This window comes from Enterococcus sp. AZ163, assembly GCF_050498925.1.
Lineage (GTDB): Bacteria > Bacillota > Bacilli > Lactobacillales > Enterococcaceae > Enterococcus_A > Enterococcus_A ferrettii.
Map to the genome: position 1 here is coordinate 1316421 of NZ_JBIPAO010000001.1, position 24593 is coordinate 1341013.

The 24593-nt window shown below is 36.5% G+C and carries 21 protein-coding genes and 2 pseudogenes; 19 read left to right on the forward strand and 4 right to left on the reverse strand.

The features are described 5' to 3' along the window. The first annotated feature begins 2 nt into the window (after window positions 1–2). The 10 genes from IGI46_RS06360 (at window position 3) to dagF (ending at window position 9476) form a co-directional block, all read left to right on the forward strand. Window positions 3–878, forward strand: a complete 876-nt coding sequence (locus IGI46_RS06360) for a PTS system mannose/fructose/sorbose family transporter subunit IID (protein ID WP_429973128.1) — start codon at window positions 3–5, stop codon at window positions 876–878. Between the two features lie 18 nt (window positions 879–896). Further along, complete coding sequence (locus IGI46_RS06365) at window positions 897–1391, forward strand: PTS system mannose/fructose/N-acetylgalactosamine-transporter subunit IIB (RefSeq protein WP_429962507.1); 495 nt, start codon at window positions 897–899, stop codon at window positions 1389–1391. Between the two features lie 18 nt (window positions 1392–1409). After that, window positions 1410–2249, forward strand: coding sequence for a hypothetical protein (locus tag IGI46_RS06370; RefSeq protein ID WP_429973129.1), 840 nt, complete (start codon window positions 1410–1412; stop codon window positions 2247–2249). Window positions 2250–2252: 3 nt separating this feature from the next. Further along, window positions 2253–3470, forward strand: coding sequence for an amidohydrolase (locus IGI46_RS06375; RefSeq protein WP_429973130.1), 1218 nt, complete (start codon window positions 2253–2255; stop codon window positions 3468–3470). Window positions 3471–3494: 24 nt separating this feature from the next. Beyond that, on the forward strand, window positions 3495–3908 hold the full coding sequence (locus tag IGI46_RS06380) for a PTS sugar transporter subunit IIA (RefSeq protein WP_429973131.1): 414 nt from the start codon (window positions 3495–3497) through the stop codon (window positions 3906–3908). Between the two features lie 599 nt (window positions 3909–4507). Further along, window positions 4508–5260 (forward strand): GntR family transcriptional regulator, encoded by a 753-nt coding sequence (locus IGI46_RS06385; RefSeq protein WP_429962511.1) that lies wholly within the window; start codon window positions 4508–4510, stop codon window positions 5258–5260. 56 nt (window positions 5261–5316) lie between these two features. Continuing rightward, window positions 5317–6384, forward strand: coding sequence for a pyridoxal-phosphate-dependent aminotransferase family protein (locus IGI46_RS06390; RefSeq protein WP_429973132.1), 1068 nt, complete (start codon window positions 5317–5319; stop codon window positions 6382–6384). A gap of 77 nt (window positions 6385–6461) precedes the next feature. Continuing rightward, entirely contained in the window at window positions 6462–7607 is a 1146-nt protein-coding gene (gene alr, locus IGI46_RS06395; RefSeq protein ID WP_429973133.1) for an alanine racemase, read from the forward strand. A 25-nt stretch (window positions 7608–7632) separates the two neighbouring features. After that, window positions 7633–8733 carry a DgaE family pyridoxal phosphate-dependent ammonia lyase gene (locus IGI46_RS06400; protein ID WP_429973134.1) on the forward strand — a complete coding sequence of 367 codons (1101 nt, stop codon included), beginning with the start codon at window positions 7633–7635 and terminating at the stop codon, window positions 8731–8733. Window positions 8734–8735: 2 nt separating this feature from the next. Further along, complete coding sequence (dagF, locus tag IGI46_RS06405; RefSeq protein ID WP_429973135.1) at window positions 8736–9476, forward strand: 2-dehydro-3-deoxy-phosphogluconate aldolase; 741 nt, start codon at window positions 8736–8738, stop codon at window positions 9474–9476. Window positions 9477–9603: 127 nt separating this feature from the next. Here dagF and IGI46_RS06410 read toward each other — a convergent pair. Further along, a pseudogene (locus IGI46_RS06410) lies at window positions 9604–9904 on the reverse strand (IS256 family transposase); the annotation flags it as partial. Between the two features lie 658 nt (window positions 9905–10562). On the opposite strand from IGI46_RS06410, the gene IGI46_RS06415 reads away from it, so the two are divergent. Further along, a complete protein-coding gene (locus tag IGI46_RS06415) occupies window positions 10563–12872 on the forward strand; it encodes a Spy0128 family protein (RefSeq protein ID WP_429973136.1) in 2310 nt (769 codons plus the stop codon). Window positions 12873–13101: 229 nt separating this feature from the next. Here the strand turns inward: IGI46_RS06415 and IGI46_RS06420 are convergent. The 3 genes and pseudogenes from IGI46_RS06420 to IGI46_RS06430 all read right to left on the reverse strand — a co-directional run. Beyond that, window positions 13102–13260 (reverse strand): annotated as a pseudogene (locus tag IGI46_RS06420) (IS256 family transposase); the annotation flags it as partial. An 83-nt stretch (window positions 13261–13343) separates the two neighbouring features. Next, the gene (locus IGI46_RS06425; RefSeq protein ID WP_429962517.1) at window positions 13344–14078 is read right to left on the reverse strand and encodes a GntR family transcriptional regulator; all 735 of its coding nucleotides are present in this window, start codon (window positions 14076–14078) and stop codon (window positions 13344–13346) included. 152 nt (window positions 14079–14230) lie between these two features. Then, complete coding sequence (locus tag IGI46_RS06430; RefSeq protein ID WP_429962518.1) at window positions 14231–14590, reverse strand: PTS glucitol/sorbitol transporter subunit IIA; 360 nt, start codon at window positions 14588–14590, stop codon at window positions 14231–14233. 180 nt (window positions 14591–14770) lie between these two features. Between IGI46_RS06430 and srlA the strand changes: the two genes are divergently transcribed. From srlA to IGI46_RS06470, 8 genes are all read left to right on the forward strand, one after another. Beyond that, window positions 14771–15304: a PTS glucitol/sorbitol transporter subunit IIC gene (gene srlA / locus IGI46_RS06435; RefSeq protein ID WP_207700597.1), complete on the forward strand. Its 534-nt coding sequence runs from the start codon at window positions 14771–14773 to the stop codon at window positions 15302–15304. A 29-nt stretch (window positions 15305–15333) separates the two neighbouring features. Beyond that, window positions 15334–16341 carry a PTS glucitol/sorbitol transporter subunit IIB gene (gene srlE / locus IGI46_RS06440; RefSeq protein WP_429962519.1) on the forward strand — a complete coding sequence of 336 codons (1008 nt, stop codon included), beginning with the start codon at window positions 15334–15336 and terminating at the stop codon, window positions 16339–16341. 18 nt (window positions 16342–16359) lie between these two features. Further along, window positions 16360–16728, forward strand: a complete 369-nt coding sequence (locus IGI46_RS06445; protein WP_207700599.1) for a transcriptional regulator GutM — start codon at window positions 16360–16362, stop codon at window positions 16726–16728. Between the two features lie 5 nt (window positions 16729–16733). Continuing rightward, window positions 16734–18197: a xylulokinase gene (locus tag IGI46_RS06450; protein ID WP_429973137.1), complete on the forward strand. Its 1464-nt coding sequence runs from the start codon at window positions 16734–16736 to the stop codon at window positions 18195–18197. After that, window positions 18187–18861, forward strand: a complete 675-nt coding sequence (locus IGI46_RS06455; protein WP_010756536.1) for a triose-phosphate isomerase — start codon at window positions 18187–18189, stop codon at window positions 18859–18861. The genes IGI46_RS06450 and IGI46_RS06455 overlap by 11 nt, the downstream gene beginning before the upstream one ends. Before the next feature lie 20 nt (window positions 18862–18881). Then, on the forward strand, window positions 18882–19715 hold the full coding sequence (locus IGI46_RS06460) for a class II aldolase (RefSeq protein WP_429973138.1): 834 nt from the start codon (window positions 18882–18884) through the stop codon (window positions 19713–19715). Window positions 19716–19985: 270 nt separating this feature from the next. Beyond that, window positions 19986–20150 carry a hypothetical protein gene (locus IGI46_RS06465; RefSeq protein WP_429973139.1) on the forward strand — a complete coding sequence of 55 codons (165 nt, stop codon included), beginning with the start codon at window positions 19986–19988 and terminating at the stop codon, window positions 20148–20150. A gap of 1614 nt (window positions 20151–21764) precedes the next feature. Continuing rightward, window positions 21765–24407: a calcium-translocating P-type ATPase, PMCA-type gene (locus IGI46_RS06470; RefSeq protein WP_429973140.1), complete on the forward strand. Its 2643-nt coding sequence runs from the start codon at window positions 21765–21767 to the stop codon at window positions 24405–24407. Window positions 24408–24593: the final 186 nt, after the last annotated feature.

Sequence of the window (24593 nt, forward strand, 5' to 3'; positions counted from 1 at the left end):
AGATGGAAAACTCAATGGTAGAACCTTATAAAAAAAATCTGGATTTAAAGCCTGAGGAGATCACACCTAAAGATATCCGGAATTCTTGGATGCGTTGGTATTTTGCTAATGAAATTCCTCATGCCTTTGATCGCTATACTGCAGCTGCATTGATGTGGGCACTGATGCCAGTACTTAAAAAAATATATAAAGATAAAGCTGAATTGAATGCAGCTTACCAAAGACACTTGTTGTTCTTTAACTCGAATGCTAGCTGGGGCGGTGGAACGATTACAGGTATCATGGTGTCAATGGAAGAAGAAAGAGCGACTCAAATATATGAAACGGGTGAGACGCAAATTTCAGATGAGGCCATCTACAATATAAAAGCAGGTTTAATGGGAGCTATGGCCGGGATTGGTGATTCGATTGACTCGTTTACTATCATGTATATTTTAATTTCTATTGGTTTACCTTGGGCTCAAGCTGGTAGTGTTTGGGGTGCATTATTTCCATGGGTAGCATTTGTTGCTTATCAATTCTTTATGGGCTGGAATTTCACTCGTATGGGCTATAACTTAGGGACTAAAGCAGCATCTGAATTGTTATCTGGACAAAAAAGTAAATCGATCATCGATGGATTATCGATTGTTGGTTTGTGGATGATGGGTGTTTTGATCAGTAACTACGTTAAAATATCATCTGGGTTCAAATGGACAACTGTTCAAGGTGAACAATCTTTGCAAGCGTTATTTGATTCGATTTTACCAGGGTTATTACCTTTCGTGGCAGCTGCGGTGGTTTACTACTATTACACCAGAAAAGAATTCAATATCATGAAAGCTGTAATAGGTGTAACGTTGATTTTAGGTATTTTAGCAGCAATAGGTATTTTATAAAAGAGGGAGATTTATATTATGGGAGAAGTTGTTTTTGCAAGAGTAGACGAACGATTAATACACGGTCAAATCATGACTGCTATCGCACCTTCATCTGGTGCCAATTTAATATTATTAGTAGACGATGCAGCTGCCAAAGATACCTTCATGAAAGGTATTCATGAGGCTACTGGCTCAAGCAAAGGGATGAAAGCACGGGTTTTGAGTAATTCAGAAGCAATAAAACATTGGGAAAAAAATCAATTTGGGAAGAATAAAGTTTTACTAATCACTCAAACAATTGAAGGGATGCACGAATTAATTAAAGCGGGTGTAAAGGTTGATAAACTAAACGTTGGCGGTAAGTCACAAAAACCAGATACTGTTTCTATTATTAATGAGGTAAGTATTACACAAGAAGAGTTCGACAGGTTAAAAGATTTGCATGATCATCATAGTGTTGAAATTTATGTGCAAGCGTTACCTAATATGAAACGGGTTGATTACAAAAATGTGGTGGATAAATTTAACTAGTATAGCAAGGATGATTAGATGGATATCAAAAATTTATTTACACGGTATGGTGCTTTTTCCAGTGTGAGACTTTCTAAGAATCAAAAAAATAGGTTTTTGACCACATTGTTCGGTGATTTTAAAGCTTTCGGATTTTCTACAGGAAAAATCTATAAAACAAACTACAAACAAAAATTAAGCATCATTGGTCTGATAGGAAACGTAAAAAAAAGTGAATTTCTGTACGTGACTTATTATGATACACCAGTTAGAAATTTTTCTAGCACCACTTATGAACCGTTTGATGAAAGTCAACTTAAAGCTCGTACTAGAAGAAACTATCTAATCCCTATGGTTAGTTTTTCAATTATATTTGTAAGTTATGTTGTTGGTATTCTGGTACCAATACTGCAAAAGGGTATCCAGCATATTGAGCAGATAATCTTAATTTTAATTTCTGTTCTAATGATGCTCTTTTTAGCAAAAATAGTTCAATACGGTGGAATTCCTAGTCGTGATACGCTTGAAAGAAATACTTCAAGCATCATAACACTACTAAATTTTGCGGGCAGCTTAAACAAGGGGCAGAAAGAAAAAGTTTCTTTTGCATTTGTTGATTATGGCACAGTCAACTATTTAGGCTACCATATTTTGAAGGAATTGATGGGAAATTCAAAATGTAAAGTTGTTTTTTTAGACAGTATAACAACTGATGAGACAGTTGTTGAAAGGAAAAAGAATAAATGGTTGGATGATAATTTTAACAAACCAGCATATATTTTTGGCCAACCAACCGCTAAAGAAAATCATTCACCTTTAGTTGAAGCTGTTGAAAAAACTACAGAGAATCTATTGGAACTTTTTAACGAGAGGAAGTAAGCGATGATTGTTAATATTGATCAATCAGTAGATGACATTTATCCGAAAGCTGTCAAATTGAGACACTATTTGCACGAAAATCCGGAAGAATCATCGAAAGAATTTAGTACTTCAGAATTTTTAAAACAAAAGGCACTTGATTTAGGGCTAATTGTTGAGGAGCTACTCCCGACAGATAAAACACCTCAATTTGATAGTGCAGGGACTGGATTTATTGCAATATTGGATACTGGTAGAGAAGGCAAAACGATTGGTTTAAGAACGGATATCGATGCTTTGCCCATAGTAGAAAATCAGCAAAATTTGAGTAGTGACCGATCAGTTATTTCTAAAAATGTGGGAGTTATGCATGCTTGTGCTCATGATGGACACATGACTACCGTAATGTCGGCAATGGAATTGTTGGTTTCAATTAAAAAGCAATTGAAAGGTAAAATCATCTTTATCTTTGAGGAAGGTGAAGAAAATAATACGGGAATTTGGCCAATGGTTGAGTTGTTGAAGACAAAAAATGTAGATGCAATTTATGGTAACCATTTAGCTTCATTTTTGGAAACAGGGAAAATTGCAGCCGATGCTGGTCCGGTAACTTCTTCAACGGCGAGAGTTCGGATGTTTGTTCACGGTAGGGGCGGGCATGCCTCAAGGCCAGATAAATCAATCAATCCTATATTTGCTGCAGCGAATATAGTGACGAATCTTGCAAGTGCTTGGGTGAATCAATTGGATATTGAAAAAACGATCACCTTAGGAATAACTCAATTTCAAGCAGGAGAAGCGCGGAATGTTTTTCCTGAGGAAGTTTATATTGGTGGGACACTAAGATATTTTGATGAACAGATAGGTGAAGATGCTTCAAATGTCATTCGCAGCGTTGCGACAAATGTTGCAGCAGCACATCTTTGCACAATGGAATTCCCTGAAGATTTTGGACCAAGCACTCCATCGGTTGTAAATGATCCAGAACTAAGTAAAATAGTTCAAAATTTTGTGGAAAAGCAGTACCCTAATTCTTTGTTAAAAAATGTGAAATGGTTTGCTTCTGAGACATTTTCCCGTTACCAAGAAGTAGCTCCTTGTGTTTTTGTTTTTCATGGAATAAAAAATGATCAAGTTGGTTCGGGGGCCGAACACCATAACGAAAAATTTGATATGGATGACGAAGCACTAAAATACTCAATTGGAACGATGATTGGTTTTGCAATAGAAATGCTTGGTTAATAGTTAAGAATTGAGGAAAAGATAATGATTGGAATTTGTGTCACAACTCATGGAAATTTTGCTGAGGGGATAAAAAATTCTCTGGAAATGATAGCTGGACAAGTTGAAAATTTTGATGTACTTGGTCTTCATAAAGGTCAAGTGATGGAAGAGTTTCAAGATCAAGCTTTCAAAATCATCAAACAGCTTGATCAAGGTGAAGGGGTATTAGTATTTGTAGATATGTTAGGAGCTACCCCTTTTAACACAATTGCTTCTATTCGAAATAACCTGATTGAAGAAAAAATAAATTGTGGTGTGATCACTGGGTTAAATCTTCCAATGTTAATTGAGTCGACGATTATGAGAGAAAATCTTAACTTAAATGATTTGCTGGTTCATATGGAAAATACAGGTAAAGATAGTATATCTACATTAAATGTCTCATTATCAAGTTGATGTAGCCATTGTAAAAAACTATTACCTCTTTATACAGTAATCAAAATTTATTTAGAGATACGGATGAAGTACTGACAAAGAGAATTGAGATTATCTGCCGAAGTTGTTTGGCTTTAGTAGTTACTAAGCAGCTAGCTGAGTTTGGGAAATTGATTGTTGGTACAGTAACTGTTTGAACGATTAAAAGTGAAGGACAGTTTATCCTGACACCAGATTTTTGTAAAGTTGTTCTTAAGTTGTGTCAAAAAGAAAATATTTTGTGTATTCCTAAAGAAAAATCCGTCGAGATTTCAAACAGGGACGTACACTTAAGTTTTCCTTCAACTAATTACGGAGAGTTAGGTGCAATTAACGCATTGAAATAGCCTTACCTCGTTATTCCAACTGGAAGAATCAATAGTCAAAATATGTGGGAATATATTTCAGTTAAATCAGCAGCTGGAGAATTCACTATCATTTCTAAAAGGATTCTGTAAAAACGGCAAAGAGTATGCCATTAAAAAGTTTGAGCGAATGATAGAAAATTAAAAGAGCATTTTCGAATAGGCATAATGTGTTATATTGATTTCAAATAATCTTTAGTAAGGGTGAAGGAATTTATGGAAAACAAGATAGAAAAGGCAAAATTAGATCGCGACTCAAAAATACCATTATACAAACAACTATATTTTGAACTAAAAGATCTAATCGTTTCTAAAAAGATTAATGCTGGGGATACATTTTACTCTGAATCGGATTTAATTGAAGCCTTCGAAGTTAGTAGAATAACCGTAAGATCAGCATTACAGCTTTTAGAAAATGAAGGATATCTGGCACGTTCACAAGGAAACTCATCAATAGTTATTGATAAAAGTAAGTTTATGTGGGATCTAAATGATTTGACTGACGACTTGCGAACCTTTGATGAAAAACTTGTTACCAAATTAGTTTGTGTTTCAATTGAAAAACCAAATCAATCTGCTATTGATGAATTAAGACTAGGTGAAGAAGATGAATTTGTTTATAGAATTGAACGAGTGAGAGAAGTTGACGATAAGAAATTGGCTAGAACAATCGCTTATCTGCCCTATACCCACAAGATTGATGTTTCAATGTTTTTAGCAGACCCTAAGAAATCAACAACCAATTTATTAAGACGTAGTGGCGAAAATCCCACGTATGTTGAGGAAATGTTAGAAGCTCAAAACGCAGATGAAGTCACTTGTTCAATCCTAGAGTTACCAGAAAACGCAGCGATATTTTATCGCATCAGAACAACTTATGATGAGAAAGATAAACCACTAGAGTATTCAGAAAGTTATTACAACCCTAAATATAACAAGTATTATTCTACGAACCAATTAAAAAAATAAGACTCACATAAAATTAATGCAAGAGTACTCAAGTTCAAAAGAAAAGGAATGACAGTATGGATAAAAAAATACAAATGCTTGTAGGTCCGACTGTTTTGCCGTCTAAAGTGAAAGAGGCTATGGTTCACGATGCTTATTCCCATAGAAGTTTGTATTACAAAGAGGTCCAGCATCGAGTAACCGAAGGATTGAAAAAAATTTTTGGTACTGAAAATGATATGTTATTGCTAACAACTTCAGGAACAGGTGCTATGGAGGCTGTAATCCAGAATGTTTTTCTGCCAGGTGATGAGGTAATCATACCTATCAACGGTGTTTTTGGCGAACTATTTTATGATGTGGCTAAAGGTTATGATTTAAAAATAGTTCGTATTGATTTTGAATATGGTTATGAAGTAGATAGAGATAAAGTGCTTGAAGCAATCACTACTGAGACAAAGGGCATTTTAATGATCCACAATGAAAGTTCAACCGGTGTCATGAATGACGTGAAAAATCTGGGCCTAGCCTTAAAGGATTCGGCTGTACTATTGATCGTGGATAGTGTGAGTGGTGCAGGTGGAATTGAATTGAAGATGGATGATTGGAATATCGATGTACTTTTTACGGCTTCACAAAAAGCGTTGATGTCACCTCCAGGGCTTGCTTTTGTCAGTTTAAGTGATAAAGCTTGGGATTGTGTCGATCGTGTAAATAATCCAAAATATTTGTTTAATTTTAAAAGGGATCGTGAATATACGTTGCGTGATTTGACCGTTCATACTCCAGCAACACATACATTGTTAGCTGTTGATGCTGCTTTAGCATTGATAGTTGATGAGGGCCTTGAAAAGGTTATTCAAAGACACACAGCTAATGCAACACTGCTTAGAGGAGAGCTAAAAAAACTGGGGTTTGAATTGTTCGCTAAAAACGAGAAATATGCTTCTTCAACTCTAACATCGGTTTTTAGCAAAGATAATGCGGACTATTATGTAAAGGAACTAGCAAAAGAAAATATTATGATTGGAGGAGGGAAAAATCCTCTAAAAACAGATACTTTTCGAATTGGAACAATGGGCTATGTATCTCGCAATGACGTAATAGCTTGCATTGAAGCATTAGGAAGAATCGTGACAAGATAAATCTTTAAAAATGATAGAGTTGTAGAATCAGCTAACGACTTTATAGTTTTTAAATTTTAATTGGAAAGAGAGAGGAAATGGGAAGTTATAGTAATCGAAACTACTTAGAAATTGATTTGAAGAAAATTAAGCAAAATGCCTTTCAAATAAAACAATATATTGGTGAAGCCAAATTGATGTCTGTTGTGAAAACTGATGCCTATGGTTTTGGGATAGACGTTATTCCAAAACATATTGAGATGTATAGCGATTGGTTTGCAGTGGCTACAAGTGAAGATGCATTAGCTATTCGAAAGCAAAATATTGATAAGCCTGTTTTAGTGTTAGGCTATGTGATGGATAGCCAAATTGCTGAAATGGTTCAACAGAAGATAACCTTAACGACTGTTTCATTGGATTATGTAGAACATTTGAATGAATTGGTCCCTGAAGGTAAGAATTTAGATGTTCATATTAAAATAGACACAGGCATGAATCGCATCGGACTCTATAGTAAAAATCATATTATCGCTCGTTTTGTTGAACAAGCGGAAAAAATTTTCGCGTTAAAAAATATTAATGTCACAGGAATTTATACTCACTTTGCAGCAGCTGGAAGCGCTAAAACTGAAGATATAGAGTTCACTAAGCATCAATATGAAACCTTTAAGAATGTCGTTCTACAATTAGAAGAACTTGGCTATGATGTAGGAGTTAAGCACTGCTGTAACAGTGATGCTATTTTAAACTATCCTGAATTTAATATGGATATGGTAAGAGTAGGAAAATTTTTCTTTGGTTTTGGGCAAGAGGATGCAATGGAAAAATTAGGAACAACGCTCCCGTTCAAATTAACTGGTAGAATAATTCGCGTAAAAGAAATTTCAGAAGGTGAAACAGTAAGTTATGATCGAGCCTTTACAGCTAAAAGCTCAACAAAAATCGCGACTATTTCATTTGGTTATGGTGATGGACTCCGTAAAAATATGTATAAAGAATTAGAGGTCATTGTAAACGGAAAAAGAGCCCAAGTTACTGGGAAAATAAATATGGATTTTATGATGGTAAATGTCACAGGTAATATAGATGTGAATGAAGGGGACTGCGCCTTAATCATTGGAGCGGATGGACATGAAACAATTATGCCCTATGAAGTTGCAAGAATTGCTGAAGCCTCTACACCAGAGATTATTTCAGTTGTGAATAATCGGGTTCCACGGATCTATATCAATGGTGATGAGTAGGAAATTCTAATGAGGAGAATAAGTAATGGATTCTTTCTATAAAAAATATGGATTAAAAGAAGTGATTAATGCTTCTGGTCGGATGACTATTTTGGGTGTTTCAAAAGTTTCTGAATCTGTGATAGCAGCGCAACGTTTTGGCGGAGAGCATTTTTTTGAAATGGCCGAATTGTCTATTCAAATGGGCGCTTATTTAGCTAAATTGTTAAAAGTTGACGACGTCCAAATTGTATCATCTGCCTCTGCCGGGATTGCACAATCAGTTGCTGCTATTATCGGACAGGGTAGTAAGTATCACGTTTATCATCCATATACAGAAACTATTGTGAAGCGAGAAGTAATTTTACCCAAAGGACACAATGTTGATTATGGAACACCGGTGGAAGTTATGGTTGAGCTTGGCGGCGGGAAAGTTGTTGAAGCTGGTTATGCCAATATGTGTACGCCAGAACATTTAGAAATGATGATTAATGACAACACGGCTGCTATTTTATATATTAAAAGCCATCATACTGTGCAAAAAAGTATGCTAACAGTAACAGATGCAGCGAAAATTGCCAAAAAACATAATGTACCATTGATTGTTGATGCGGCCGCGGAAGAAGATTTATTTAAATATATTAATGAAGGTGCAGATCTAGTCATTTACTCGGGTGCAAAAGCGATGGAAGGCCCTAGTGCTGGCATGGTGATTGGCCAGAAAAATTATATTAATTGGGTACGGCTGCAAGAAAAAGGAATCGGCCGTGCCATGAAAATTGGAAAAGACAATATTTTGGGATTGGTTCAAGCGGTAGAAGACTATTTGAATACGGGAAGTGAATCCGGGGAATCAATGAGGCAAAGACTTGAACCATTTGTAAGAAGTCTAAATACGATTGCCAATTTATCAGCAGAAATTGTTCAGGATAGTGCTGGACGAGATATATTTAGAGCCAGTGTAAAAGTAGCTGATAAAAAATCAGCAAAAGAGGTAATCGCCGAGTTGAAACAGAATGCCCCGGCCATTTATACGAGAGAATATCAGGCCAACAACGGTATTATCGAATTCGATGTTCGATCTGTAAACGCAGCTGAAATGAAAAAGATTATTGACCGATTAAAAGAAATTATGCGAGGAGTTTAATTATGTCACTTAGTCCAAACTATTATAAAGACCGGGTTTGTTTAAATGTTCTAGCTAATTCAGTGGAAAATGCTCAGGATTGTTATGAGGCAGCTGAAGGTCATGTTGTTTTAGGCGTTTTATCTAAAAAATATTCAACTGATGAAGCGGCCATCGAAGATATGGAAAAATATCAAGCTGCAACTAAAAATGCGTTATCTGTAGGATTAGGTGCAGGTGATCCTAACCAAAGTCAAATGGTCGCAAGAATTTCTAAAATACTACAACCGCAACATATAAATCAAGTTTTTACTGGTGTTGGTATTTCGAGAGCCTTATTACATCAAACTGAAACAGTCATCAATGGTTTAATCTCGCCAAGTGGAAAAGTCGGATATGTAAATATAGCAACTGGACCATTAAGCTCAGAAGCACCGGCAGGAATCATTCCGATTGAAACCGCAATCAAATTGTTAAAGGATATGGGAGGAAGTTCGGTTAAATACTTTCCAATGAATGGTCTAGCTCATATTGACGAATTTAAAGCAGTAGCCGAAGCATGTGCCAACGATGATTTTTCTTTGGAACCAACCGGCGGAATTGACTTAGGAAATTTTGAAGAAATCCTGCAAATTGCATTGGATGCGGGTGTAAAAAAAGTTATTCCCCATGTTTATAGCTCGATTATTGATTCAAATACTGGAGATACAAGACCTGAAGATGTTAGAATCTTGTTTGAGAAGGTAAAGGAACTTTTAGGATGACATTTTTTGAATGGTGAATTATATGAGTGTATAAAGGGGAGATTAGTAACCATTAGATGCAAATATAGTATACAGATTTAAATTAAACAAAAAGGAAGCATATCAATGGGATATGGCCACCATTCTATTTGTTATACCATTCTTTTGTACGTAAATATAGCAGCTTAGGGAGCGCATTTTCATTAGAGAATGTGCTCTTTTTGTGATCTTTCTGAAACTGGTGTGGACATTTTCAACGGTATCCGTAGTTTACCATGATTTTACGAATCTACTCCATAATCAAACAAATGTTCATCATAAGCGAAGTTCTGTTTCCGGACATCAATCGCTTCAGGATACCGGCATGAAAAGCTATCGAAAGCAACACGAGAAGCTTTAAAAGAAGAAGTCCCATAGAAGTTTTCATAAAAACAGCACGACAAGTAATCAAAAGTAGCATTATCTTACTGAGGAAACCATACTCTACTCATGAGTGCCATCTGATCCTTAAAGGCAATTCATATTTACCATCATCACAAACCTTATCACAAGTTCTGCGCCTATTAAAATAAGTAGGCCAAAAGGACAGTTTGAGATCGACAATCTCTTATTAAACCAATTAGATGAAAAAGTTTGCAAATTTATCTCATTAAAATATTTATCCAACAAAGGGTTATGCCAACAACAATTGGTGTAATGATCAACGACATTTTATGATCAAACATTGTTCCACCCTTTCAGGGCCAAACTGTCAAGAAGTAATATATCATTTTAAGATTAACTATGTAGATGCATAATTGCTACTACGATAGCTTGCATCAATGAATTTGTGATGAGTACTATATTATATGGAAAGGATTTGGAATATCTTGATTTATATAACGCCAATGGAGACTACAGTGTATTAGAACCTCGACAAAGTTGATTTGTAAAAGCGATCAAATTCTGATGACAATTGCTAATTATTAACCTCTAAACATAGCTGAAGGTTGTAGCACATGTAAGACTTTACGATGAATTGAAATTAACTCGAAAAGAAAGAAAAATCTGAAAAAAATTAAGTAAATTGATATAATGGTACTATTAATCGTGGAGGGAGTGTTAAAAATGGGTAAGAAAATGTTTAGATATCTAGGATTATTGTTGATAATGACGACTAATGTTATATCGCCGCTAACAGCAGTAGCCCAAACAACAATGGAGGTCAATTCTCACCAACAAGAAAAGTCTAAAATTGATACGAGAGAGGAAAATTATAAACTAGAAAATGATTTCGAAAAAATAGTTAATGAAGATAAAGAAATACCTGAAGCTTCAAAACAAGAAAGTGTTATATCGTCAGAAGATGTAGAAAATAATGCTAAATCGAGGGGGCCTACGGTTGATACTGCCGCCCCAAATGTAATTACTAGTATACGAATTACTGATTCTTTTGGTAATGCCATAAATACGTCAATAGGGTCATGGGATTCATTTCGTATTTATGGAGATTTTACAATTCCAAATAATCAAGTAAGTGTTGGGAATACAACAACAATCACATTGCCAAACACGCTAACTTTTTATGCAACAGAAAGTTTTGATGTTAAGGATAGGGAAGGAAATGTTGTTGCGAATGCTGTTATTGATTCTAATACAAAAACAGTTGTATTGACTTACACAGACTTTGTAGAAAAAAATTCAGATATTTCTGGAACATTTTTTTTCTATGCTAAAGTTGATACTGAAATCGTAAAGGAAAAAGAAACTATAAGCGTTGATGTTGATGTTGACGGAACAGTAATTAATGGTGGCAAGTTGGATTACGATGGGCCGGGTGGAAAAAATGAAGATCCTATTGAAAAAAGTGGTTGGGTAGACCCGGCTAAATCTGATACATTGAATTATTATTTAGCAATCAATCATGATCAACAAACTTACGCAAATACTACTGTGAAAGATCGTCTAGATTTTTATGGAGCACAAATAGATATAAGTAGTTTTCAAATATTAAAAGGAAATTGGGTCTGGGATAATTCTATACCTTCCTGGAATCTTGAGAATCAAACTGATGTAACAACTGAGTATATAGTGAATTTAGATCCAGATGACAAGGGCTTTACAATACAATTAGGTGATATAAAAAAAGATGAGGGTTTTGTAATTAAATATAATGTTTTGTTAAGTTATATTCCAAATGATGGTGAAAAGTTTAATAATAAAGCAGTATTAAATTCAAATAAAGAAATCGTAAGTGAAGTGGAAAGCCAAATAAAATACCAAAAAGGTGGGGGGACTGCAGAAGGATATACTTATGCCATAAAAATCCAAAAAAAAGATGGTGAAGGAAATGCTTTAGCAGAGGCTGAATTTGAAATTGTTAGAGATAGAACGGGACAAGTTGTTGGAACGATTATTTCAGATACATTAGGTAATGCTCAATTAAAAAATGTGTTAAAAGATAATTATACAGTAAAGGAAATAAAAGCTCCTGATGGGTACCAGTTATCAACTCAAGAACTAAAAATTTCACCAGCGGATTTTGATAGTAATAAAGAATACAACATGGAATTTATAAATAGAAAGATCAGTAGTACTAAAATGAATTTAACAGCCAATAAAAAATTGACTGGTAAGACCTTAAATGCTGGAGACTTTAACTTCGAATTGAAGGACAGTGACGGGAAAGTACTGCAAACAAAGAGTAATAATGCCCAAGGAGCAATCAACTTTGACGAAATTACTTACGATAAAGTAGGTACTTATACGTACACCATCGAAGAAGTGCAAGGAACTCAAGTAGGAATGACTTATGACCCGCATGTGACAACTGTAGCTGTAACAGTGAAAGATAATAATGGGAATTTAGAAGCAACAGCAGCTTATACTGGTGATCAAACTTTCAACAATAGTTATAAACCATCAAATGGAGCAGTCTTTTTAACAGCCAATAAAAAATTGACTGGTAAGACCTTAAATGCTGGAGACTTTAACTTCGAATTGAAGGACAGTGACGGGAAAGTACTGCAAACAAAGAGTAATGATGCCCAAGGAGCAATCAACTTTGACGAAATTACTTACGATAAAGCAGGTACTTATACGTACACCATCGAAGAAGTGCAAGGAACTCAAGTAGGAATGACTTATGACTCGCATGTGATAACTGTAGCTGTAACAGTGAAAGATAATAATGGGAAGTTAGAAGCAACAGCAGCTTATACTGGTGATCAAACTTTCAACAATAGTTATAAACCATCAACTACAATTACAACAACTCAAAAAAATAACAATAGCAGTAGTGGAGTTGGAAAATCATCCGGTAAGTTACTTCCAGTTACAGGGGAAAAGAAATCAGTAACACTAACCTTGGTAGGATTTTCAATAGTTTTTATTGTAGTATTGTGCGCAATTCAAAAAAAATATAAAAAGGAAAATTAATCTTAATTTTTTTAAGAAGCAAAATTTTGATACATGGAACATAGAGAGGGGGTGTCAACTAAACTGTGGAAATTATCTAGCTGAAAGTCTTTCTACACGGTAAAGATATTCATTGGCTTACTCAGTAAGGAATGGTCCGATTGAAAGCATGGATAGATAAACCCAGTCTTACGATAGATACACAGCATACTTTTTCAATTCGGAAAGAGAAGGATTCGTTGGTCATCAATTAATTGATGACCATCGCCCAATTTTGGATCCGACCACCATTCTTTTGTACGTAAATATAGAAGCTTAAGGAGTGCATTCTCAACGGCATTCGTAACATACATGATTTTACGAATCGCGAAGAAAAATCAAACAATTGCCTAACATGAGCAAAGCCCCTTTAGTTTCACTTAGAAAAAGAAAAACTGTGAAGCAACCACCTACTTGGAATCAATGGTTACTCACACAGTTAAGGTTAAAATATTAAGTTCGTTGCAAAATACTTCCTACGTAGAATTTGTTTGATTTTAACCAGACACGTCCTAATTCAATGATCGAATCATCATCTAAATGAACAAGCTGTTCTTGATAAAGCAATGGAGAGTTTTCTTCAACTTGAAGAAGCTCCGAAATCGTTTTAGTTGAAGGGACAGCGGCAAAAGAAGTCTCGCTGTAGGCTACCTTATGTTTACTATAATTTTCAACGATGTTAAACAGACTTTCATGAGCGTAATCTGCAGTATCAATATCTGGTGCTAATTGAATGTTGATATTATTTTGGATAAACATTACCACTTCATCATGAACCGTCCGCGTCCGTTCAATAAACAAGTAGTCATCGTCTATATTGATTTTTAACATGCGAGCGATTTTTTCGTCGGCCTGTCGTTTTTCTAAATTAATTAATTTTGTATCAAACTCAAGGCCTTGGTTTTTCATTGATTCAGAGAAGGAAATCAATCCTTCAGCAAAGGGAAAACTGATATTCTCATCAATGACAAAGGTTCCTTTTCCTTGTTTTTGCGTCAATACTTTTTCTTCTACTAACAAAGCAATCGCTTTCTTAATCGTTCCACGACTTACATCAAAAAGTTCCATGAGATCTTTCTCGGTAGATATTTTATCCCCTTTTTTCCATTCGCCTTTTTCTATTTTCTTTTGAATATAGTCCATCACTTGTTCATAAATTGGTATTAATGAATTTTTATCGATTTCCATAAAGTCAATTCTCCTAACTCTTAGTCGAAAAGTTCTTGCTCTCATTATATCCAATTTCACCTGTGATATGTAGGAATAATTCTCTAAAAATTGAACTAAATGACAATGGTTATTTTTTTGTTGATCATGACGAAAAATTAAGAATAAAAAAACTACATTTTGATTGAGATTGTATCGCCGACCTTGAGATTAGGCAAGTCTTTGTGTTCAACATAGATGGTACCAGGCATGTCACAAGTAGTCGCACCATTAAAATTGATAGTGATATGTCCGAGATTCCTCAAATTTTCTTCAGCAACTTCACCGACAGCTGTAATATTGTAGGCGTTCTCATTAAACCAGATCTTCATTCCAGGTGCGATGCTTTGCTGAATCGGCTTGATTAGAATCTTATAACAAAAATCACTTAGTTCAGGCGGAGCAGCTTCTCCAAAGAGCAACAACATATCCTCCAGTTTGAAATCCTCAGCATCTTCACCAATCGCAATTACTTGAGTTTCAAAAATGTTCATTCTACTTCCTCCTCGAAATATTTTGATAAACCCTATTGACAAATGAAAGCGTTCCTATTACTATACCATTATAGACGTTTATATATGTATAGTAACAAATTTTAGCATTTATCACAAGTAGGGGAGGATTTGTTCGTTTCGTTGGTTTTTTGATCTTAATTAAAGAAAGGGAGTTTACGTATGGATTTCTTAGTAAGTATTGCTGAACATTTTACTGGTTTGTTCCAAGCTGGCGCCGACCAATTTACTTCGTTTGTTGGAGGAATGATCCCGCTAATCGCCTGTCTGATTCTTTTTGTTAATGCTCTTATTCAATTTATCGGTGAAGATCGAGTCTTTGGTTTCATGAAAAAAATGACGCGATTTACGATTTTGAGATACACAATCATTCCGTTCATGGCTTGTTTCTTTTTGACCAATCCAATGTGTTATACCTTTGGAACCTTTTTAGAAGAGGAGTATAAAGCAGGGTTTTATGATTCGACGGTTTCAATGCTCCATCCGATTACAGGCTTGTTCCCACATGCTAATTCCTCAGAATTATTTGTTTGGTTGGGTGTTTCTGGCGGGTTTGCAACGGTTGGTAATCAGAGTGATTTGGCGATTCGCTTCCTATTAACAGGTTTTGTAATTTGCTTGATCAGAGGAATTGTTACCGAACAGTTAGCAAGACGCTTTGCCGCTAGAAGATCCGCTGAAGTTTCTGAAACATAGGAAAATGAAAAAGAAAGGGACGAAGTGATATGTATAACTCAATTAAAATTTCTCATGGAAATGGCGGCTGGGGTGGCCCGCTAGTAGTAAAACCAACAGATGAAAAGAAATACGTCATTAGTGTCACAACAGGTGGTGTTCATCCAGTTGCTGAACGAATTGCAGAATTATCTGGTGCGACAGTGATTGATCAGTTTACCAATCCAATCGATACGGGGGAAGCTTTCTGTGCGGTAATTGATTGTGCAGGGATTGCTAGGTGTGGTACTTATCCGAAACTAGGAATTCCAACAGTCAATGTGAAATTAGGCTCACCTTCTGGTCCATTAGCAAAATATATTACGGAAGATATCTTTGTTTCAGGTGTTGTGCCAGAAAGTATTGCTCTTGCTGAAGGCGATGAAGCACCGATTTCTTCAACAGTAAAAGAAACAGCTGTCCAAGGGCCAAAGAAAAGCATTACCAAAGAAGCTCGGGAAAAATATGAATCCAACAAGACGAAAAGCAATGGCATGATGGATGCAATTAATAAAGTTGGTGTAGGTGTAGGTAATGTTATCAACGTCATTTATCAGGCAGCTCGCGATACAGTTGATACGTTGGTGCGAAATATTATTCCTTTCATGCTATTCGTATCAGTGTTAATCGGGATTATTAACTATACAGGTTTTGCAGATGTTATTGCTAATCTATTGTCACCATTGGCAGGGAGTATTTGGGGATTGATCGCGATCGGACTGTTTTGTAGTATCCCATTCCTTTCGCCGCTGATTTGTCCAGGAGCGATTATTGCTTCGGTAATCAGTCTTTTGATTGGGAACCAAATTGCAAGCGGGACAATTCCTGCTCACTATGCATTACCAGCTTTATATGCAGTGAACTGTCAGGTTGGATCAGATTTTGCCCCAGTTGGTTTGACATTAATGGAAGCAAAACCAGAAACGATTGAAAATGGTGTACCGGCCTTTTTAATTGGAAAACTATTAACAGGACCTTTGGCAATCATTATTGCGTATTTTGCCTCATTTGGACTGTAAAAGATAGGAGTAAAGACCATGGGAGATTTGAAAGTATTACTTTTGATTATGTTGATTTGGATATTAGGCACGATATCTTCTTACTTTCACTGGAAAAAGGTCAATCGAAAGCTGAGTGAATTGAAGCAAAGTTTTTCTGGCTATTTAGGAACGGGTGTCAGTAAGGTCAATTTTTTTCGAAAAGTCATGATCATTACCGTGAGCGATTTTGAAGGAAATATCACTGAGTGTCAGTACCTATATGGTTGGACGACTTTTTCCAAGTTTAAGCAAAAATCTGAATTAGTCGGCTGTGGGGTAAATACGGTTTTAACTGAACTGGATGGCGACAAATTCTATGATGCATTGAAGCTGTCAGTAAATAAAATCCAAGAACAACGGAGTTGATACCAATGGCGAAGGAGAATTACTTTATCGGCATTGATATCGGAACATCCTCAATAAAGACAGTAGTCTATAGCGATAATTTCAGGTTAATTGAGGAATACAGCAGCGGTTATGAATATGTCTCGACAACAGATGGCTGGACGGAGATCGATCCAACGATCTGGTCAACTCACGTTCTAGAGCAGTTGTCACAGATTTTTGAAAGCATTCCTTATCGACAAGTGAAGGGCGTCGGACTTACCGGACAAATGCATACGACCGTTTTCTTAGATCAGGCGAATCAACCATTTCGCCCAGCGATCATGTGGAATGACAAACGAACGGTAGACATTGTAGAAGAGATCAAAATGAAGCTGCCAAGAGTGAAGCAAACAGAAAATATCTTTTCTATCTTATCAACCGGGAGTCCGCTTGCCAACTTGATTTGGCTAAAGACGTATGAACCCGAAAACTATCAGAAATTAGGCAAGCTGCTGATTGCTAAGGATTATGTTCGGTATGTTTTAACGGGCAAATTAGCGACTGACTATTGTGATGCTTCTACTAGCAGTCTCTATGATGTTGTTTCAGAACAATGGTCATCTGAAGTAATAAATACCTTTCAGCTTCCCTCAGAAATTTTTCCGGAAGTGAAGTTTGCGTCTGATTTTGCTGGGAATCTAGATTTATCGTTGTTAGGAATTGAGGCAGAAGCAGCTATCCCTGTAGTTATGGGGACAGGAGACAATGTTGCTTCTGCAATTGCCAACCAAAATCAGAATCAGCCAATTATTTCGCTGGGGACATCTGGCGTGGTGATTTTGACGAATCAAAAAGGTCAATGGTTGAATACCGGAAAAAACATACTTGCTAAAATTTCAACAAACGATCAACGTGTAATCACTCAAGGAGCATTGCAGAGTGGGGCAAAAGTAATTGATTGGTGGTCCAAAAAAATCATTCAACAGGATGTTACACAATTTGAAGATCAATTGGAGCAACAATTAGGAGAGAATCAAGTGCTTTTCTTTCCTTATTTGAATGGTGATAAAACACTTTTCAAGGAATCTGATCTTTGTGGTGCTTTTTACGGAATTACTTTGAACCACGATCAAACAAACTTTTCATTAGCAGTTTATGAAGGCGTTGCTTTTGCGATGAAACGCTTGATGCAACAAATGCAGCCAGAACTAAAACGGGATATTTTGTTGATTGGTGGTGGCGCGAAAAGTAAAATTTGGCCGCAAATTTTCGCCAATGTCTTTAATACAACAGTTACTGTCAATCAAACTGCACGTGAAGCGAGCTGTGGTGCAGCAATGCTGGCATACTATCATTTATTCAATGAATTTCCTGACTTAGAAAATGAGCTGCATAAAACGATACCAGAAGAGACGCTGATAAAAAAATACAAAAAAAACTATCAAGCATTCATCAGTTTTTCGGATGCTTTGATCAAAAAGGAAAGGAGAGAAAGATATGAAGCGTGAACAAATAACTCCTCCCTTTTTTACAGTTAGCCCTAAATCTTACTTAGTAGGTAACGAACTAATAGAATTAGCAAAAATGACGGACGAATTAGCCGAAAAACATGAATCTTCTATCTTTTTTGTAGCACCAGCGGCTGAGTTGGTGAACATCGTGCAAAATACTGAACATGTGATTGTGACGGCACAAACGGCAGATGCTAATGGATTGGGGAGAGGAATGGGGAGAACCCCCTTAGAGTCTTTAAAAGCAAATGGTGTTGAGGCAACTTTCTTGAATCACATGGAACATCCATTAACTATTAAAGAATTGAGTACGACAATCAAGCGAGCAAAGGAATTAGGAATTATCACCATTGCCTGTGCAGATACACCAGAGGAATCAGCAGCAATTGCCACTTTAGATCCTGATATCATCTTATGCGAACCGGATTGTTTAGTAGGTACTGGAACAGTGAGTGATGAATCCTACATTGCTGAGACGATTGCGGCAGTGCGGGCAGTGAACTCTGAAATCTTGATCATGGAGGGTGCGGGGATTACTTGTGGTAAAGATGTTCGACGCTTACTCAGATTAGGTGCTCAAGGAACAGGGATTTCCAGTACGTTGGCATTATCAGAAAATAAAAATGAACTGCTGACGGATTTACTAGGAGCGTTAAGATAACGTAAGGAGAGTGAACAAAAATGCCATTAGTTAACGGCAAGTTATTAGTAAGATTTATTCAAGAGCAACAGGTAATGGGCGGTGCTTTTAATACAACCAATTTGGAAACAACCGTAGGAATTTTAGAAGCGATTGAAGAAACGAAGATTCCAAGCTTCATCCAAATCGCTCCTTCAAATATTGAGTTAGCAAGTTACGAAGGAATCGTGGAGATGGTAGAACGCAAAGCTAAGTTAATGGATACGCCGGTAGCCCTGCATTTAGATCATGGCAAAAAGATGGAAGACTTCAAAGCAGCGGTTCGAGCAGGGTTTACTTCAGTAATGATTGATGGAGCTGAGTTTGATTTTGAAAAAAATATTCGCTATACCAAAGAGGCAGTTGATTTTGCGAGAGCTTATGGCATTCCTGTAGAGGCGGAATTAGGCGCGATCAAAGGAAAAGAGGATGATCATGTCAATGAGGCGGATTGCAAGACTGATCCAAAGCAGGTGAAGGAGTTTGTTGAGCGAACAGGCTGTGATCTACTTGCAGTTTCAGTAGGAAATGTACATGGAATGGCTGAAGAGCCTTGTATTGATTTTGATTTATTAGCAGAGATCGAAAAAGAATCTCCTATTCCACTGGTTATCCATGGTGGTTCAGGGATTGCTTCCGAGCAGCTGCAGAAAATGAAAGCCTACAATGTAGTGAAGATCAATGTAGCTAGCGAATTGCGGCAGAGCTATATTCAAAGTATTGGTCATGCTTACGATGAAAATCATCAAGAAGCGAATCTAATTGCGGTCTTAACCAGTGCAAAAAATTCTGTCCAAAAGAAAACTATTGAAAAAATCAAAGAGTTGAATGATTGATTTTTTCAATCAACGAGCCAGCAAAATCTTGTTGGCTTTTTTTAGTGAGCAAAGTCTGGTGACTCAAAGAAAAATCAACAATTAATCGAAAGAGAATAATTGATTCACTGATACCTTTCAAATTTTTTCGTTCAGGAACGATCATCCTGTGTTTCCGGATTGATTTTCCAGCAGGTAAATAAATTGTGGTAAGTTTCAATGGGAAACAAAAATAAATAAATAGGAGCGTGTTGAATCGTGCAAAATGTAAAAACATTGTCTGTTCAAGAAATGCAACAAACTATTGGTGGAAGTGGTACGGATGCAACTTGTGTTATCAATACTGTAGGCGGATACGCAACTGGAAATCTAGGTGGTGCCCTTGTTGGTTTTCTTGGTTCATGTGTTCACTGGGGGTATAATAAAAAACCAGTAAACGGATGGACAAAGGTATAAAAGGTTAATGAAACAAACGCAATCAGATTATTGATTGCGTTTGTTTTTTATATTTACGAAAAGAAGGTAAAGAAGATTAACTCCACCAAAAGCAACAGCGAAAAATAGTATTGTTTTTAAATATTCATGAAAGGAAAATTTTTTTAGAAATAGTAGATCTCCTATTAAAACGAAAAGACTGAAAAAGACTATAGTTTTTGAAATGTCCCTGATATTGTTTTTCAACAGATACAACTCCTTGTGAATAGCATTCTTGGCTTAAAAATCTTATATGTATTTAGTATGCAGTATCTTTCAAATAAATAGGAAAAGTATTCCTGAATTCAGGGGAAATTGGTCCTGTATGCTTCTTCTGTGATCTTTAGTGATTCACCAGCCACGGGGTCTCTAACAGAATAAGTGCTGAAGTTATAAATAAAGAAACTTTTGTTGAATAGATACCTGCTTGTTTCAAATAGACACTTCATTTTCAAATAATACTCTTTATTCAAAAGCCTAGAAAACACTAAAACGAATAAGATAAATACTAAAGTGCAATAAGGATTTTTTAGTTTGTACTGGTGACGAATCAGTTTTTCTGCTCTAAGTCTCAATAAACGCTATATTTTCGGAAAATTTAGAAAGGGATATTTATTACAAGAGATGTTTTTCTGGTGTGTTCGACAGCGGAGTACATTAGATGCATGGCTAAATGCATCGCCATCTTTCTCAAACAGCATATTTTTTCGTAAAGATGAATAGAGTAGAAACATACAGATACTCTATTTTAAAAACGGACAGAAGCTTTTGAATTATAGAGGAGTCTCCAATTAGAACAAGCAGCATATATTGCTCTACCAGCTTTTTGCTCTGCCACCTAATTAAACTAAATACTAACAATGACCTATCTCTTATAGATAGGGATAAAGAAGGATAACTAATATTGCTCATTTCTTTTGTCAAAGTGGCTTAAAAAATGGCTAAAATCGACCTTTAAAATACTACGATCCAGTACAAATTTTCAATATCCGATTTTTACAGTATGTTAAATCAATACTGTTTAACATACTGTAACTACACACAAAAAAGCCAGGCTCTCGATAAGCCTGGCTTTGTGTTGCTTCGGAAGGATTTGTTATTCGAATTTGCTTACTTCTTTACTTCATATACATGTAAAGTATTTAAACGAATTTCTAGATCATAAACATAAATCTTGCTTATATTACTTTTTTTCACACTATTCAGTTTTACTTACGTTCTATTCTTACGTATCGCTTATTACTTACTTTTGATTCTTTATTCAACTACTGATACGCATTCACTACTTATAAGAAAATACTCTACACATATCATGTTGCATACTTGGTGAATCTGGTATTACGAACAACTTTACTGTTTACTTTTTTCTTCTACATAATCTATCGAGAAATTCTTCGAATAACAACTATCCTCCTTCCTTGTATCTATATAATAGCACAGAATTATAGTTTTGGGAAGCGTTTACACTTGGTTATTTTAAGATAGATTTTTGCTGCTTTATGGTCAGTTTTCAAGTTATATTCATTGAGTTTCACGTAGAAACTATGTTATAGTAAGTAAAGAGAGTGAGTTTTTATAACGCAAAGGAGGAATAGGATGGAACCATACAAAAAGACGATTGATGAAATAAAGAAGGAATTCAACACGGATTTCGATAACGGTTTGACATCTCAAGAAGTTGAAAAAAGACTTAAAAATAACGGTGAAAATAAGTTTGAGGAAGCGAAAAAAGAATCGGTTGCTAAGAAGTTTTTCCGTAGCCTATCGGACTTTACTACGATTATCTTATTAGTCGCAGCGGTCATTTCGCTATACACGGCAATCGCCACAGATCACGGAGATTATTTCGAGAGTTTCTTGATTATTGCCATTGTTGTGATCAATGCCGTTTTATCGATTGTGCAAGAAGGAAACGCTGAAAAGGCATTATCTGCTTTACAGGACATGAACAAACAAACCTCGCGAGTAATGCGTGATGGAAAAGTAGAAGAAATTGATGCTGAAAAACTTGTACCAGGTGATATTGTTCTGTTAGAATCTGGCGCGCTGATTACCGCAGACGCCCGACTCATTGAGGCTTCGCAGCTGCGAGTAGAGGAATCAGGTTTAACTGGTGAAAGTGAACCAGTCATGAAAGAGTCAGATTATGAAACGCAGGAAGACGATTCGTTAGGTGATCGTCTGAATATGATTTATAAAGGATCTACCGTCGTAAATGGTCGCGGAAAAGCCGTGATTACTGCTACTGGTATGCAGACTGAAATGGGAAAAATTGCTGGTCTGCTGAATCAAGATCATGAACAGAAAACACCATTACAACAACGTTTAAATCAGCTTGGGAAACGCATTAGTATTATCGCGTTAGCTGCCGCAGCTTTAGTATTCATTATTGGTGAACTGCAGGGAGAACCTGTATTAGAAATGTTCATCACCTCAGTTTCATTAGCCGTTGCCGCTGTTCCAGAGACACTAACGGTTATCGTTACTTTAACCCTTGCTTATGGCGTTCAGAAGATGGCGAAGAAAAATGCCATTATCCGTAAATTACCCGCAGTTGAAACATTAGGTTCTGCCGACGTGATCTTGTCGGATAAAACCGGAACCCTTACCCAAAATAGAATGCGTGTCCGCCGTGTATGGACGCGTGGAGATTCCGTGGTCGATACCGAAGAAGGTATGACCGATGAAGCGATGGAAGTACTAAGTATTGCCGCTCTCAATAGTGATGTCATCGTTGAAACTGAAGACAACGAATTGCTTGTCAAAGGGAATCCAACTGAAGCTGCTATTGTTCGTGCGGTCGAAGAAAACTATCATACCAAAGCTGAATTGGAAGAAAAGTATCCCCGGATTGCTGAAATACCTTTTGATTCTGACCGTAAAATGATGACGACCGTACATAAGCGCGGAAAGAAATATATGTCGATTACTAAAGGGGCATTTGACGTACTACTTCCTAAATTCCATTACGGTGATGTAGATCAGGCAGCTGTAGTGAATGACCGATTTGGTAAAAAGGCTTTACGCGTAATTGCAGTAGGGTATGCGATCCATGATGAAGAACCAAAAGAGATTACTTCAGAAGCATTAGAAAAAGATCTGCACTTAATGGGCTTAATCGGGATGATTGATCCACCACGCCCAGAATCAAAACCAGCGATTGCCCGTGCCAAAAAAGCGGGAATCAAGACAGTCATGATTACAGGGGACCACGTAGTAACTGCCGGTGCGATAGCCAAAGAATTAGGGATCATGGCCTCGCGCAAGGAAGCTATTTCTGGCGCCCAATTACAAAAAATGACTGATGAAGAATTAGATGAGCAAGTGAGACATTTATCTGTTTATGCTCGAGTGACACCAGAAGATAAAATTCGAATTGTAAAAGCTTGGCAACGAAGCGGTGCAGTTGTTGCGATGACCGGTGATGGAGTCAATGATGCACCTGCATTGAAAGCAAGTAATGTCGGAGCAGCCATGGGGATTACTGGTACTGATGTAGCTAAAGGTGCTGCTGACATGGTATTGACTGATGACAACTTTGCAACGATTGTCGATGCTGTTGCTCGAGGCCGTTCTGTTTATCAAAATATTCGTAAAGCGATCAACTTCCTGTTGAGCTGTAATATCTCAGAAATCTTTATCGTATTAATTGCCATGCTGCTAGGTTGGGGAGCACCTTTTACTGCCGTTCAATTATTGTATGTAAACGTAGTAGCTGATGGTCTTCCAGGATTTGCTCTTGGTCGTGAACCAGCTGAAAAAGGTATTATGGATGAAAAACCGATTCCTCATGATGAGGGGATCTTTGCTCGTGGATTGTGGCAAAAGATTGCGTTGAATGCGACGATCTTTACGATTGTTACCTTGATTGGTTTTTATGTTGGTGCATTTGTTAATGAAGTCAGCCATTGGATCGCACCAAGCATTGAAGTGGGGCAAACTGTAGCCTTCTTAGTTTTGGCGTACTCATCGATCCTGCATGTCTTTAATGTCCGCAGCAGCAAATCGATCTTCCAGGTGAATCTATTAACCAATAAATCGTTGGCACAAATGGCTTTATTAGCTATAAGCATTACCACAGTGATTGCGTTAGTACCAATTACGCAAGAGCTGTTTAACCTAGTACCAATTGGTTTAACGCATTGGATGATTGCGATTGTCTTATCCTTTGTACCAATCATCATCAATGAACTAATCAAGTTTCATAAAGCACCAGAAATTGATCCAGAAGAAATTTAAACCTTCGACGACAAGAAATCTAATCCATTTCTTGTCGTTTTTTTGTTTGAGGTAAAAGCTGGAAAAAGGGTTGACAATCAAGAAGAATTCATACGATAATAATTTAATAGGATGTTGTCATAATTTAGAACAAATAAAAATTCTAGCTTTAAAGTAAGGAAAATATAGCAAAGTACGGCTATATCT

Excerpts from the sequence above, each read along its gene's own strand:
- IGI46_RS06360 (WP_429973128.1), top strand. The coding sequence starts at position 3 with ATGGAAAACTCAATGGTAGAACCTTATAAAAAAAATCTGGATTTAAAG.
- IGI46_RS06365 (WP_429962507.1), top strand. The coding sequence starts at position 897 with ATGGGAGAAGTTGTTTTTGCAAGAGTAGACGAACGATTAATACACGGT.
- IGI46_RS06370 (WP_429973129.1), top strand. The coding sequence starts at position 1,410 with ATGGATATCAAAAATTTATTTACACGGTATGGTGCTTTTTCCAGTGTG.
- IGI46_RS06375 (WP_429973130.1), top strand. The coding sequence starts at position 2,253 with ATGATTGTTAATATTGATCAATCAGTAGATGACATTTATCCGAAAGCT.
- IGI46_RS06380 (WP_429973131.1), top strand. The coding sequence starts at position 3,495 with ATGATTGGAATTTGTGTCACAACTCATGGAAATTTTGCTGAGGGGATA.
- IGI46_RS06385 (WP_429962511.1), top strand. The coding sequence starts at position 4,508 with ATGGAAAACAAGATAGAAAAGGCAAAATTAGATCGCGACTCAAAAATA.
- IGI46_RS06390 (WP_429973132.1), top strand. The coding sequence starts at position 5,317 with ATGGATAAAAAAATACAAATGCTTGTAGGTCCGACTGTTTTGCCGTCT.
- alr (WP_429973133.1), top strand. The coding sequence starts at position 6,462 with ATGGGAAGTTATAGTAATCGAAACTACTTAGAAATTGATTTGAAGAAA.
- IGI46_RS06400 (WP_429973134.1), top strand. The coding sequence starts at position 7,633 with ATGGATTCTTTCTATAAAAAATATGGATTAAAAGAAGTGATTAATGCT.
- dagF (WP_429973135.1), top strand. The coding sequence starts at position 8,736 with ATGTCACTTAGTCCAAACTATTATAAAGACCGGGTTTGTTTAAATGTT.
- IGI46_RS06415 (WP_429973136.1), top strand. The coding sequence starts at position 10,563 with ATGGGTAAGAAAATGTTTAGATATCTAGGATTATTGTTGATAATGACG.
- IGI46_RS06425 (WP_429962517.1), bottom strand. The coding sequence starts at position 14,078 with ATGGAAATCGATAAAAATTCATTAATACCAATTTATGAACAAGTGATG.
- IGI46_RS06430 (WP_429962518.1), bottom strand. The coding sequence starts at position 14,590 with ATGAACATTTTTGAAACTCAAGTAATTGCGATTGGTGAAGATGCTGAG.
- srlA (WP_207700597.1), top strand. The coding sequence starts at position 14,771 with ATGGATTTCTTAGTAAGTATTGCTGAACATTTTACTGGTTTGTTCCAA.
- srlE (WP_429962519.1), top strand. The coding sequence starts at position 15,334 with ATGTATAACTCAATTAAAATTTCTCATGGAAATGGCGGCTGGGGTGGC.
- IGI46_RS06445 (WP_207700599.1), top strand. The coding sequence starts at position 16,360 with ATGGGAGATTTGAAAGTATTACTTTTGATTATGTTGATTTGGATATTA.
- IGI46_RS06450 (WP_429973137.1), top strand. The coding sequence starts at position 16,734 with ATGGCGAAGGAGAATTACTTTATCGGCATTGATATCGGAACATCCTCA.
- IGI46_RS06455 (WP_010756536.1), top strand. The coding sequence starts at position 18,187 with ATGAAGCGTGAACAAATAACTCCTCCCTTTTTTACAGTTAGCCCTAAA.
- IGI46_RS06460 (WP_429973138.1), top strand. The coding sequence starts at position 18,882 with ATGCCATTAGTTAACGGCAAGTTATTAGTAAGATTTATTCAAGAGCAA.
- IGI46_RS06465 (WP_429973139.1), top strand. The coding sequence starts at position 19,986 with ATGCAACAAACTATTGGTGGAAGTGGTACGGATGCAACTTGTGTTATC.
- IGI46_RS06470 (WP_429973140.1), top strand. The coding sequence starts at position 21,765 with ATGGAACCATACAAAAAGACGATTGATGAAATAAAGAAGGAATTCAAC.